The sequence below is a fragment of the Pyrobaculum sp. genome (assembly GCF_049971835.1).
Taxonomy (GTDB): Archaea; Thermoproteota; Thermoprotei; order Thermoproteales; family Thermoproteaceae; genus Pyrobaculum.
Map to the genome: position 1 here is coordinate 31,956 of NZ_JBMFKV010000002.1, position 11,431 is coordinate 43,386.

Here is an 11,431-nt window from a genome sequence, read left to right on the forward strand (position 1 = left end):
ACGTGTCGTTTAGGCCTCCCCCCTCAAGACTCGAGTTGATAAGGTTGAGGAGGCAACTCGCCCTATTTCAGCGCATGAAAAAGACGCTAGAAGACGCGAGGAATTCCACTGTCCAGAGAATTAGGGCACTTGTGCTTGACCTCGAGAGACTTAGGCGCGAGATAGCTGAGGCGTTTGTCGAGGTTGCGGATAATTTTAAAATCGCCGTGGCGAAGTCTGGGATTGACAGAATAGAGAGCATCGCCGAGTTAACTCCCAAGACTGTGAAGGTCGAGTTGGTGAACAGAGGCACGCACATAGGGCTACAGGTCAGCGACTATGTAGCCTACCCAACGTACAGCATAGCAACAGAAGCCGCCGAGCTGGACGTTGCTTTAGTCAATATGCGCGAACTTTTACAGAAATTAATAGAATTTGCAGAAAAAGAAACTCTCTTCTACACTCTTTTAAACAGAGTTAGAGAGTATCAAAGAATGATTAATGCTATTGATTATGTAATAATTCCGCGGATTAAGGACAATATGCAATACATACGGCTAGCCTTGGAAGAGGGAGAGAGAGAGGAGTTCATAAGGAGAAAGATAATTGTAGCATATACTTAAAAACCCGTTAGTTTAGAAACATCATGTCCATAAAAGATCTCAATGTTATTATTAGAGAACTTATAGATAAAGAAATAGAGATTATTATTAATAGAGTAAAGGAAGATACGAAAGATCTAATACTTACCATCGATAAAAAGATAGAGGAGTTACATCAATATTTAAAAACCTAAAAAGTTAATCGCCTATGAAACCCAAAGCGGCTATAGCGCTTATGTTAATCGCAACGTTGGTATCTGCACAAGCTACAGGTGGTGAGAGGTACATAGGAGCAGGCATTGCCGTTGGACTGGCGGGGCTTGGCGCTGGTATAGGAGTGGGCATTGCCGGCGCCGCTGCCATTTCTGCTTTAGTAGAGAGGCCACAGGAGAGGGTATGGTATCTGATATTCGTGGCGCTGGCAGAGGCAATAGCGATCTACGGGCTATTGATTAGCTTACTGCTAGTATAAGTTAACTATCTTGTTAATGGCTCAAAAATTTTTCGTCTTTTTTCTGCGGGTACCCCCTCAGCCAATAAAGACGCTACTCTAATCAATGTCATAACTTCTGCTCTCAAGTATTCAATATGCGCCGCGAGGGCGCCTAGAGAAAACTCAGAGAACTTTGCAGTGTATATATTCGACAGTTGCTTGACATAAGCGGGGTATATATTGTCCATTGCTATCACGATGTTCTCAAGTGTGGGCGCCTCGGCCACCATGTCGACTAGTATCTTCCCCCAGGGCGCTGTATTTGCAATATCTAGGAAACGTGTAGGTGGATCTCTTACAGCTGATTGAACTATGGGAGACGGCTTCCCTATCAGTAATTCGCCTAACTCCTCTGTCAGCCCCCACAGCCTGGCTCTCAACGCTATTAGTGTATTGATGTACTCTTTTAAATCCGTCGTAAATGCGTTTAACGTTTTGTCTTTCTCTGCTATGTGAGATGTTGAGAAATCCTCAACCCACTGCCTATCTAGGAAAATACTTAGCTTATCCTCGCCGTATTTCGCCGCCAATTCAAAAGCTTTATAAGCCGGGTGTCTTATCTGCCTTAACCTCTCCCCAATTTCTTCTATGCCTCTGGCGCCAAGAAGACTAGCAACTACGTAACGTCTCCTAGTAAATTCCAGTGGTTCCCAGAGTATGAAGTCTTCGGGATTCTTTCCGGCCTTCACAGCGATGGCAAGGTTTCTAATGTTCTCGTATTCGAAAAACTTCAACGAGGAGAGAATAACAGACTTGGCATCGCTTCCAGATCCTAAAAAGATCGACTTCACCTTCTCTAGATATGTCCTTACTAAAGCTCTCCGAAAATCGATTAAGTTATCACGACTAAGCTTATCTAGTGTTATATTATACGTAGTTGTTTTTAGTATATTTAGAAATTCATCTAAGGTATTTGCATAGATCAATGAAATAAGTTTGTCTCTTGGAAGCTCTCTTGTACGCAACCCCCGTACCCTAGGCCCCAGGTAGGGTCTCCTAATGACCTCACTCATATATTGAGAATTTCAAGAGCGCGTTTGACTATAATCTCTTTTCTATCCCTATATCTAGACTCAACAATTCTAGCCTTCTCCTCGGCTTCGCGATTTATTTTCTCCGCCTCTTTTTTCGCCTCGTCAAGTGCCCTCGCCCTATACTCTGATACTGTATTTGTAACAATTCCCTCGATTTTTTTTGTTACTTCCTCAGAATATTTTCTGGAGATTATATCTATACTTTGTAGTATTTCTTTTTTTATATTATCTACATCTTTTATAACCCTATCTACTTCTTCGAGCTTTTTTAAAATCTCGTCGAATTTTAGCATAAAATCCTCTGTATAGGATCTTATATAAAGTTGATGACTCCAGGACTGGCGGATTTGATGAAGAGACTTCTCGCATCTGAATTCGGTAGCGCGGAATTGACATCATACTCAGCCCGTCCCCGTTAACACCTCATCAAACACCAGATGGGAGAGTGGTTTAAAAAGTTTTATTGATTAGACCTAAACTTTTATACTCGGTTCGTATGCATGACTATGATACTTCAAGTTGTGGAACAAGTTGCTTTTGCAATACTAGTCCTCTTTGCTATTATAGTCCTGGTCGCCATTCTCTCATCTGCTATTAGAATAATCCCGGAATACCAAAGGGCGGTGAAGTTTAGACTTGGCCGCGTGGTGGGGGTGGTGGGGCCCGGTCTCGTCTTCATAATTCCCATAATTGAAAATATTATACGTTACGATTTGAGAATTGAGGTAGTTGATGTCCCTTCGCAGAAAGCCTTGACGAAAGATAACGTAGAGGTTACTATAGACGCCGCAATATATCTCAGGGTCATCGACGCGTTAAAAACAGCCCTAACAGTGCGAAATCACATACCTGCAGTGGCTATCTTCGCCGCGTCGACTCTACGCGACGTCGTGGGTATGGTGGATCTCGACACACTTCTCACGCATAGAGACGAGATCGCCAAGAGAATAGCGTCTATTGTAGATGAACACGTCACTCCGTGGGGTATTAAAGTGACGGCTGTCGCTATTAAGGACATTAAGTTGCCCGAGGTGTTGCTCCGTGCAATGGCAAGCCAGGCGGAGGCGGAGAGGGTGAGGCGTGCGAAAATTACGCTTGCATCTGCCGAGTATGAGGCGAGCAAGATATACCTAGAAGCCGCCGAGAGATACTCTCAAAACCCCACGGCCGTGCAACTAAGGATGATAGATGCGCTAATCGAAATAGCCCGGGAGCACAACCTGATAATTGTAACGCCGCCGACTATGGAGTACGTCGCCCTGCCGCTTGCGCTTGGTAAAAAAGAACAGAAATGAGGAAAGGGGCCCTCTTCCTCCTCTTACTAGTTGTCTTCTCGCAGGCCTACGTGGCGTCGTCCGTATATGTAGTTGAGATTAACAACGTCATAGGGCCCTATACTCTTTCGCAGATACAGAGGGCGATATCCCTAGCGACGCAACACAACGGGCTGGTGCTTCTCCTATTATCTACGCCGGGCGGCTTGGCGGATCCCACGCTTCAGATTATGAAGGAGATTGGGAACTCCCCTGTCCCCGTCGTTGGCTATGTATATCCAGATTACAGCTATGCCTGGTCTGCGGGGACCTACATCCTTATGTCGACGCATATAGCCGCCATGGCGCCCCACACCGTTATTGGATCTTGTCAGCCTATAGCCGGCGGCACGCCTATTAACGAGTCGAAGACTCTCAACGCCTTGATAGGATATCTAGAGACTGTGTCTAAGTCATATGGCAGAAATGGGACTTTCGCCAGGTTGTGCATAACTCGGAACGTGAATCTAGGCGCTGAGGATGCTTTGAAATACAGGGTAATTGACGTAGTGGCAGTGGATATAGGCGACTTGCTGAAGAAGATTAATGGAAGCGCGGTGCTTCTGCGGAATCAAAAAACCGAGCTGGTGATAGCTGGCGCCGAATTGAGGTATGTCAAACCCACGCTTACGGAGTCCCTGCAGATGTGGATTAGCGACCCCGTTGTGTCCAGCGTCTTGTCTCTACTGGCGTTCCTGTTGTTGCTAGCCGCCTTCTTGACAGGCCACCCAATAGCGGTGGCGGCTGCAATTATTCTACTTGTGATCTCTATGTTTTCCTTCCTCCCCACCGCCTGGCTGGGCCTAGCCTTGATTATCATGGGCGCGGTATTGATAATGGCGGAGGTGTTGATGGGTATGTCGGCACACGGGGCGGTGGCTGGGGTAGGCGCCGTGCTCCTAATAATTGGCTTTCTCTCGGCGTATCCAGCTAATTTATTCAGCGGCGAGTTAATCCATATTAGAGATTGGTGGCTTATCCAGATAGGCCTCTACATAAACATAGCAATACTTGTTGGATTTATAGTGTTTATAGTTTATAAGGTTGTAGCTGTGCATAGACAGAGACCTCCTTCCGAAATTTTAACTAGTCTTAAAGGAGTCGAGGGCGTCGCTATTGACGACTTGGGACCTGACAGCCCCGGGTTTGTGAAGGTTTTTGGCGAATATTGGAAGGCCGTCTCCGGCGTACCAGTGAGAAGAGGGTGCCGGATACGTGTTGTCGAGATTCTAGGAGATACTCTGAAGGTGGAGCCGGTTCAGTGCTAAAAGATCCTAGACGTGTACGTAAATGCGCAAGCCTATTTATAGGTTTTATATTGTTGTGTAAAGCGTAGGTTATGTTTATATTGATGCTGGCGATATATGGCGGTTTTGTCCTAGCGATGGGGGTCGTAGGCAACGAGCCTGAGCTAGTGGCTCTTGGACTAGTTATGATCTTCCTAGGTAACTTGCACAGACTTGGTAGGGCTATTATTAAGACAAAGAAACACTCTTTAGAGACGTAAAATAAATAAGGGGTTGCTTGAGTTGAGCCGGGTGAAGAGCTAAGGGTCTTCTGACGTGTGAAGAGATGCCCTTACGGATCGCGGCAAAAATAATTGTAACTATTATATATCTGCAGACACCAATGTGGTATGTACCTCCAGTTGGTAGAAGTTTCACTTCTGGTTGCGGCGGTAGGTGTGCTTGCGTTTATTATATTCTTCCTGGCTAGAAGACAGCCCCCGCCCCCTCCAGAGGGGGTGAGGTACGAGGGGATGAGGTTCACCCCGGGCGAACAGGAGATAGTTAAGCAGTTGGGGGAGTTGAAGGAGAGGCTGGATAAGGTGATACCTCCATATGGCAGAGTTGGATATATTCCGTCCTCACTTGAGGAGCTTAAGGACTTGTTGGGGTTTACCTATGTAAAGCTTGGTGAAAAGGAGCTGGGAGAGAAGCCTGTGTTTGTCAATAGGTATGAGGATCTGGACGTGGAGCTTCTGCAGGCAAAACATGGCGATTTGTATATATATGTAGTGAAGAGGGGCGGGAAAAAGCTAGTGGCGGCTGGGACCCAGCATCTGGACTATCTCACGTTACGTTTCCTGGGCGAGTTTCTTGACTACACCTAGCCGCCTCGGCCACTAAGTCACGTTCATAAACCTCTCCGCCGGGGGCTCTCTCGCGGAATATCTGTGCCTCGTATATGTAGAGTTTTGTCTTTCTGTCGAGCCAGCAGTCGCCGGAGAGCCAAGCCTTGATGCATGTGTGTATCAAAAACTCCTCCGGGCTCCAGCACTCCTCTACCGCCACTTGTGGGAGTAGGAGGCCTGAGTAGGGGCCTCTCTTCACTACTAGGCCGTGGCGCCCCACCTGCACCACTTCAGGTAGTTTCCGGGGATCCGCCTCGACGTACGTCAATGGGCTTAGAATACTAATCTCGAAAATTACAGAGCCAAGCTCTTCTCTCTTCATGGCTGGGAATCTAGGATCTTGGCAACAGGCTCCGATGGCGCTGTATATCGTGGCGTACAGCGTGTTTCTATACCCCTCTGGATAGCCTATACAGCCCCGGAGTTCATATTTCTCGCCATGGATAGTTTCTATTGTTGTGAATACTCCATAGTTGTCGCCGAGAAGCTTAGGCGGGGGGTCATTTGGTATTTCGACTCTACCAGTTGTGAGAAACGTGTCTACGGCCTTTCTGGCTAGTTTAACTAGGTATGTGCCTTCGTATATGGAGTAGGGGCGGAACACTAATACACTAGATCATGCTTTTAAATGCTTGATTAGGTATCTCCATGCCGTTCTGTACTGTATGTGGGCGAGAAGTTAATTTTAAAAATATTGCATACATATATGGAAATATATTTATATGCAAAGACTGCTTTCCTCAGTATTATGTAAAGAATTTATGTAAGGTTGTTGAGAAGAGACTGAGGGGGGAAAGCCCCTCTGCGTGTAACTTCTGCTCTTTTAAGAAGCAGTGCGATGTCTATGTGTCAAAGACGCTTAAGGCTCTCTCCTAGGGCTTTTCAGTAGCGCTATGAAGAACCCGGGCGTGTTGTGTATATGCGGTAGAAATCGACGGCAACTGGGGCAACCCCACCCCGGGGCGCCTATATTAAGCTCAGCGTCTACAACTTCGCCGCCTGCCCTCATAACCACCCCCTCATTTTCTAGGTAGGTTAGTGTGCATGTTGAGTATATTACAAAGGGGGCGATTTTCAACGCTGTTTTCAAGAACTGTATCTGGTACCTAGCCAGGTTTTTCACAGCGCTGTAGGTAACTCTGTGGTATATTTTTGGGCGTACACCTATGTCGCTACAAGGCGGATCTACCAACGCTATGCTTGTCTTAAGTCTTGGAAAGTCTCTATCTAGGTACCTACTATCGTGCATCACTACGTCGATAAAGAAATCTAGTTTCAATCTCGATATCTCGTTTTTTAACCTAGCTATCTTTGGTTGAGATCTATCTACAGCCACCACTCTGAGACCGCTCTGTGCTAGGTGTGTTGCTTTTCCGCCGGGGGCCGCGTTTAGATCAGCGGCGTCTAGGCGGGCAAATCTGCGTGCCACGTGGCCAACAGCTATGGCAGGAAGGCTCTGGCTGTAGAAAAGCCCGCCGTCGTATTCGGGGAGATTTCTAAGCTTCGGCGTGCGGTACAGCGATTTCTCCACCTTGATGTAGAGCCCCCTCCTTGTCCTCAGCGCTTCGTCGCTGTCAACTACTGCGGAGCCAAAGGCTACCACAACGCCGTTGTCGGAGACTATATTCACCTCGTCTCCTTTTAGTACGCGGTCTGTTTTTACTATGGCCGGGGCGTAGAGATCTGCGCCTAGCATAATGCTCTCCGCGGCTTTCTTGTCGACTACTACAATCTTCCTCGCTGGGGGGATCTTAAAGGGCCCCTCTACCGGGAGCCAGATTGCGTCGTGGAAGTGCTCGTCTCTATAGGCGACGAGCCCACGTGAGTTAAGTCTCTTTATCAGTTCTTGGGGAGTGGTTATATGCGTGTTTACACGTATATAGTAGCGTGGTGGTGGAGTTGTAATAGAGCGGAAGAGCGCATCTATTTCAGAGTCGCTGAGGAATTCTAGGAAGTGTTTATATAAAAGTTCGTCAATTTCAATTCCATAAAAATTCATCTATTTTGAAATGAGTTTTATTATGATCTCTTTTGCTCTTTCGGGATCTTTGCGCACTAGTTGCCACAGCTCGTCGTCTGTTTTAACTAAGTAGCGGTAGGTCTTGTTGCGCTTAGTTTCAGTAGCGACTCTGATGAATTGGTATTTTGAAAGTTTTTGTAGAAACCTCGCGGCTTTTAGTATGGCACTGTGGTCGTTCCCAAAACCAGCTATTTTTGCCAGCGATGTCGCCCTTATACTGACTACTTTTCCTTTTGCATTTATTAATAGTATAATTAAAGCTTCGACAAGTTTTCTTTCTATGATTTCTAACCGCATCCGAAATCTTGAAATCACATGTTTTTTAAATTTTTCATCTTTGTCTAGAACACTTATGGGACATTCTACTTATAAATATATTAGACGTATAGTTAAGTCTACTGGCTATGTCTTGTTTAGCAATTTGCGTAAGTTTATGGACAGTGGGTGTGTCGCTACGCCCTTCTCGGTGATTATTCCAGTTATGTATTTTGGGGGCGTGACGTCAAACACGGGGTTGTAGACTGCGACCTCTTTTAGAGTGACATATACACTGCCTTGAGCGGTCCTTACGGTGCGGACTTCGTCGGGGCTCCTCTCCTCTATCTTAACATCCTCAACTCTGCTCCGTGTATCTATTGTGCTGGTCGGCGCTAAGACGTAGAAGGGGATGCCGAATTCGTGAGCAAGGACAGCCTCGTTAAGTGTGCCTATTTTGTTAAACACGTGGCCATCTAGTAGTATCCGATCTGCGCCCACCATTACTATGTCCACTAGTCGTCTATACATCACAAGCCCCACCGCTGTATCTGCAATTAAGGTGGTGCGTATCCCGTTCTGCGTGAGTTCGTACACTGTCAGCCTCGCGCCTTGTTGCCACGGCCTTGTCTCGGGGGCGATGACAGATACCCTCTTCCCAAGCATCGACGCGATGTATATAGGCGCCGTCGCCGTGCCTAGGCCTGTGCCCGTCGCGAGGCCCCCTGCGTTACATATAGTCAAGACTGTGTCGCCGTCTTCTAAGAGCTCGGCTCCGTACAACCCCATTCTTATCTCGGCCTCAAGCTCTTCTTCAAATATCTTCACAGCCTCTTTTTCTAGCCCATCTCTGAGCTCCCTAACCGAGGACGTGGACGATGTGAGTTCCACAGCCTTGTTATACATCCTGTCAAGTGCCCAGAAGAGGTTCACCGCGGTGGGCCTGGTTTTAGATAAGATTTCCCTAGCCGCCGCCAAGATCTTTAACGCCTCTTGCGTATTACTGGGTGTCTTCTCTACCAGGGCTAAGACCATGCCGAAGGCCGCTGTTATGCCAATGGCCGGCGCGCCTCTAACAGCCATGTCGCGGATCGCGTGAGCTACATCCTCCACGGTCTTTGCCTCTATGTACCTAGTCTCGAAGGGTAGTATTCTCTGGTCTAGGAGCACCAGCCTATCCCCCCTCCATTCAATTGGCTTTAGCCTAGGCTGGAATTTTTGTCTAATTTCTGACACTAGCGGCTCCATGGACGTGTGTCGCGTCTCCTAAATATCTATTCCTCTTTATTTGGGTGCCGAGCATAGAATTGGTAGCCACCTACGAAGCTCAATAGCCAGCAAAATCACCTCGGCGTTCTTAGCCTCTCTGGGCAGTTTCTGAAATAGAGATTCGCAGTCTACTTTTTCGCATATACATTGTAGATCTCTACACTCTTTAATGGCTTCGATTTCCTTCTCCCCTAGGGTTATGTACACCGCCAGGATTGTCGCTATGAACCTAGCCAACGCGCTTGTGAGGGCTGTGTACAAGTCGTCAATTGATAAAAATATGTAGTCAGGCAGTAGGACTACCTCGACGCCGAGTTCTTTTGCTAGCTGTCTAGCTCCGTCATCTGCGTAGCCCCTGGCTATCACCAAGGGCCTGGCGCCGAGTATTTTGGCGTTCACATACGCCTGTCTTATCCCGCTGATGTCTACCCTCCCGGCCTTTACCTCAATGGCGTAGGTATTGCCCTTCTCGTCGACGGCGATTATGTCCACCTCGCCTACCTCCACCCCCTCTCGATACACCTTAAAACGCGTAGCTTTGGGAATCAGCCCAATCGCGGGTAGTAGATCTAACACGTAACGCTCGAAACGGGCCCCCACGCCGTGTTCTCTCCACAATACAAATATAACATTTTGTGCTCAGTATGCTACCTCCAAAAGCCTACGCGGAGTAGCCTAAACACCAAGACATATACAAGCTTAACAGAGAAAAGGGAGGCTATGCAGGCGCCCTTGCCCCCGCGGGGGCTCTGGGAGCAGTTGCTGTGCCTAATACGCATCTGCAGAAAGGGCGATGTCAAGTCACCTGGCGACCTGCCCTGTGGGACCGAAGGCGCCTCGGGCCCCGAGCCCCGGGGACGCTTGAGGAGGTATCATGTCTCACGACGTGTTTGCCAAACGTAAATCGCTTGACACATCCATCAATTTGGCGGCTTTTCTGAACTCTCTATATTTGTCTTTTTTGTGAGTTCTTCGTCTGCTAATGCCAGTGCTTGGAGTAGAGAGTGGATGGGTTCTGCGTCTCGTAGCTTTACTAGTCTAGCGCGTCCGATGCGCTTCTCCTCAACTAATCCGTAGTCGACGAGGAGTTTCAAGTGGAGGGCTAGCTGGTTGTAGTTGGTGTTTAGAATGTGGGCGAGTTCGGTCATGTTTACCTCACCCCACTTCCAGAGCGCCAGGAGTATACGTATGCGTAGCGGCGCGCCTAGGACCTCCTCGATCATCTAAGTTCCTCTCTTATTAGTTTGGCGAGCACCGACTCAAGCGTATCGAGCGGCTCGGTTCCTATTGATATGAGCGTTGTGCGCCCCCGCACGCCCTCTCCCCTCTTATTTTGCCTAGTTTCAATTATACCTTTTTCTCTTAGATCATTGAGGTAGGTCCAAAGCTGGCTGTGTACTCTTGGCTTCTCTCCATATTCCTCGCAGGCTATTTTATAGGCCTCCTCTGCTTCGCCAAATGTTACATATGGCATATGAGAGATTTTTAGCGACCTAACTATGGCAAGTAGGAAAAGTTTTTCATGGAGAGGCAGGCCGACGAGCACCTCTTCGGATATGCCAAAGAGCACCTCTTTCGACGATCTTCTGACGTCTTCTGGTGTTATTTGTCTCCTTCCGTTCTGTTGCGCGGCGTATGCAGCTCTGTAGAGGATGTCTATGGCAAGTCTGGCGTCGCCTCTATTTGTATCAAGCGGACTCTGGGCGCCTGTGATGTCGGCTATCATCTGGAGGATGTCTTCGCTGTAGGAACCCTCTGCGAGACCCGCCCTGGCTCTGTCAAGTAATATGCTGAAGATTTGTTCCTTAGTGTATGGGGGGAAGCGTATTACGTACTTCCCCATTATTCCACGAGTCGATGGATCTAGGTTGTTGAGAACAGTGTCGTTGTGCCCCACGACGATGAGAGCTATTCTAAACGCGCCCAATTTATCAACCTCCTGTCCCAGCCTAATGAATGTGGATAATATGTCGGGGGCTAGGTTAAAGGCGTCGTCTAGGACTAGGAACATGTAGAGATCTCGTTCACGTAGATGTTCAATTAAGAGGGCTAGGAATTCGTCTCTACTTAAGCCACGGCGCGGAAACGGAATTTCCAGCGATCTCGCTATCTCGCCTACTATAGTAGTGAAGTTTCTGTAGATAAATCCATTTATGTAAACAAAACGCGCTTTAGATCTCTCTTTATATATCTCCCAGAGTTTTCGTATCGTAACAGTTTTGCCAGTGCCTGGCCTGCCTAATAGAGTCGCCCTGGGGTAGTGATGCCCCGGCTCCTGTAGCCAGCTACTGAGCAACATATCAATACTCTTGAGCTGTTGCTCTCTGTGCGG

General features: G+C 47.7%; 16 protein-coding genes. 7 read left to right on the forward strand and 9 right to left on the reverse strand.

Translation table 11 applies throughout. The annotated features are described in order from the left end of the window. Nucleotides 1-2 precede the first annotated feature (2 nt). Nucleotides 3-602, forward strand: coding sequence for a V-type ATP synthase subunit D (locus ACP5J3_RS00505; RefSeq protein WP_428493844.1), 600 nt, complete (start codon nt 3-5; stop codon nt 600-602). Between the two features lie 187 nt (nt 603-789). After that, complete coding sequence (locus ACP5J3_RS00510; RefSeq protein WP_428493845.1) at nt 790-1,053, forward strand: ATP synthase subunit C; 264 nt, start codon at nt 790-792, stop codon at nt 1,051-1,053. 5 nt (nt 1,054-1,058) lie between these two features. On the opposite strand, the gene ACP5J3_RS00515 is transcribed toward ACP5J3_RS00510, so the two are convergent. Beyond that, the gene (locus tag ACP5J3_RS00515; protein ID WP_428493846.1) at nt 1,059-2,087 is read right to left on the reverse strand and encodes a V-type ATPase subunit; all 1,029 of its coding nucleotides are present in this window, start codon (nt 2,085-2,087) and stop codon (nt 1,059-1,061) included. Next, the gene (locus ACP5J3_RS00520; protein WP_428493847.1) at nt 2,084-2,401 is read right to left on the reverse strand and encodes a hypothetical protein; all 318 of its coding nucleotides are present in this window, start codon (nt 2,399-2,401) and stop codon (nt 2,084-2,086) included. Before ACP5J3_RS00520 ends, ACP5J3_RS00515 begins: the two co-directional genes overlap by 4 nt. Nucleotides 2,402-2,614: 213 nt before the next feature. Here ACP5J3_RS00520 and ACP5J3_RS00525 point away from each other — a divergent pair, with 213 nt between their 5' ends. The 4 genes from ACP5J3_RS00525 (at nt 2,615) to ACP5J3_RS00540 (ending at nt 5,534) form a co-directional block, all read left to right on the forward strand. Further along, on the forward strand, nt 2,615-3,403 hold the full coding sequence (locus tag ACP5J3_RS00525) for a slipin family protein (protein ID WP_428493848.1): 789 nt from the start codon (nt 2,615-2,617) through the stop codon (nt 3,401-3,403). Then, the gene (locus tag ACP5J3_RS00530) at nt 3,400-4,689 is read left to right on the forward strand and encodes an NfeD family protein (protein WP_428493849.1); all 1,290 of its coding nucleotides are present in this window, start codon (nt 3,400-3,402) and stop codon (nt 4,687-4,689) included. Before ACP5J3_RS00525 ends, ACP5J3_RS00530 begins: the two co-directional genes overlap by 4 nt. Nucleotides 4,690-4,760: 71 nt before the next feature. Next, on the forward strand, nt 4,761-4,928 hold the full coding sequence (locus tag ACP5J3_RS00535) for a hypothetical protein (protein WP_263245955.1): 168 nt from the start codon (nt 4,761-4,763) through the stop codon (nt 4,926-4,928). 129 nt (nt 4,929-5,057) lie between these two features. Beyond that, the gene (locus ACP5J3_RS00540; RefSeq protein WP_428493850.1) at nt 5,058-5,534 is read left to right on the forward strand and encodes a hypothetical protein; all 477 of its coding nucleotides are present in this window, start codon (nt 5,058-5,060) and stop codon (nt 5,532-5,534) included. Here the strand turns inward: ACP5J3_RS00540 and ACP5J3_RS00545 are convergent. After that, nucleotides 5,494-6,159: a TIGR00296 family protein gene (locus ACP5J3_RS00545; RefSeq protein WP_428493851.1), complete on the reverse strand. Its 666-nt coding sequence runs from the start codon at nt 6,157-6,159 to the stop codon at nt 5,494-5,496. The two genes, ACP5J3_RS00540 and ACP5J3_RS00545, sit on opposite strands and share 41 nt — an antisense overlap. 44 nt (nt 6,160-6,203) lie before the next feature. Between ACP5J3_RS00545 and ACP5J3_RS00550 the strand changes: the two genes are divergently transcribed. After that, the gene (locus ACP5J3_RS00550) at nt 6,204-6,431 is read left to right on the forward strand and encodes a hypothetical protein (RefSeq protein ID WP_014289456.1); all 228 of its coding nucleotides are present in this window, start codon (nt 6,204-6,206) and stop codon (nt 6,429-6,431) included. Here the strand turns inward: ACP5J3_RS00550 and ACP5J3_RS00555 are convergent. From ACP5J3_RS00555 to ACP5J3_RS00580, 6 genes are all read right to left on the reverse strand, one after another. Then, a complete protein-coding gene (locus ACP5J3_RS00555; RefSeq protein ID WP_428493852.1) occupies nt 6,415-7,554 on the reverse strand; it encodes a PUA domain-containing protein in 1,140 nt (379 codons plus the stop codon). The genes ACP5J3_RS00550 and ACP5J3_RS00555 overlap by 17 nt on opposite strands. Beyond that, a complete protein-coding gene (locus tag ACP5J3_RS00560) occupies nt 7,555-7,872 on the reverse strand; it encodes a hypothetical protein (protein ID WP_263245967.1) in 318 nt (105 codons plus the stop codon). Nucleotides 7,873-7,977: 105 nt separating this feature from the next. Continuing rightward, nucleotides 7,978-9,078: an S-methyl-5-thioribose-1-phosphate isomerase gene (locus ACP5J3_RS00565; protein ID WP_428493854.1), complete on the reverse strand. Its 1,101-nt coding sequence runs from the start codon at nt 9,076-9,078 to the stop codon at nt 7,978-7,980. Between the two features lie 36 nt (nt 9,079-9,114). Continuing rightward, nucleotides 9,115-9,699, reverse strand: a complete 585-nt coding sequence (locus ACP5J3_RS00570) for an endonuclease (protein ID WP_263245970.1) — start codon at nt 9,697-9,699, stop codon at nt 9,115-9,117. Nucleotides 9,700-10,019: 320 nt separating this feature from the next. Next, entirely contained in the window at nt 10,020-10,322 is a 303-nt protein-coding gene (locus tag ACP5J3_RS00575; RefSeq protein ID WP_263245977.1) for an ArsR/SmtB family transcription factor, read from the reverse strand. Beyond that, the coding region (locus ACP5J3_RS00580; protein ID WP_428493857.1) for an ORC1-type DNA replication protein at nt 10,319-11,431 on the reverse strand (1,113 nt) is incomplete at its 5' end. The genes ACP5J3_RS00575 and ACP5J3_RS00580, both read right to left, overlap by 4 nt.

Excerpts from the sequence above, each read along its gene's own strand:
- ACP5J3_RS00510 (WP_428493845.1), top strand. The coding sequence starts at position 790 with ATGAAACCCAAAGCGGCTATAGCGCTTATGTTAATCGCAACGTTGGTA.
- ACP5J3_RS00515 (WP_428493846.1), bottom strand. The coding sequence starts at position 2,087 with ATGAGTGAGGTCATTAGGAGACCCTACCTGGGGCCTAGGGTACGGGGG.
- ACP5J3_RS00520 (WP_428493847.1), bottom strand. The coding sequence starts at position 2,401 with ATGCTAAAATTCGACGAGATTTTAAAAAAGCTCGAAGAAGTAGATAGG.
- ACP5J3_RS00525 (WP_428493848.1), top strand. The coding sequence starts at position 2,615 with ATGATACTTCAAGTTGTGGAACAAGTTGCTTTTGCAATACTAGTCCTC.
- ACP5J3_RS00530 (WP_428493849.1), top strand. The coding sequence starts at position 3,400 with ATGAGGAAAGGGGCCCTCTTCCTCCTCTTACTAGTTGTCTTCTCGCAG.
- ACP5J3_RS00535 (WP_263245955.1), top strand. The coding sequence starts at position 4,761 with ATGTTTATATTGATGCTGGCGATATATGGCGGTTTTGTCCTAGCGATG.
- ACP5J3_RS00540 (WP_428493850.1), top strand. The coding sequence starts at position 5,058 with ATGTACCTCCAGTTGGTAGAAGTTTCACTTCTGGTTGCGGCGGTAGGT.
- ACP5J3_RS00550 (WP_014289456.1), top strand. The coding sequence starts at position 6,204 with ATGCCGTTCTGTACTGTATGTGGGCGAGAAGTTAATTTTAAAAATATT.
- ACP5J3_RS00555 (WP_428493852.1), bottom strand. The coding sequence starts at position 7,554 with ATGAATTTTTATGGAATTGAAATTGACGAACTTTTATATAAACACTTC.
- ACP5J3_RS00560 (WP_263245967.1), bottom strand. The coding sequence starts at position 7,872 with ATGCGGTTAGAAATCATAGAAAGAAAACTTGTCGAAGCTTTAATTATA.
- ACP5J3_RS00565 (WP_428493854.1), bottom strand. The coding sequence starts at position 9,078 with ATGGAGCCGCTAGTGTCAGAAATTAGACAAAAATTCCAGCCTAGGCTA.
- ACP5J3_RS00575 (WP_263245977.1), bottom strand. The coding sequence starts at position 10,322 with ATGATCGAGGAGGTCCTAGGCGCGCCGCTACGCATACGTATACTCCTG.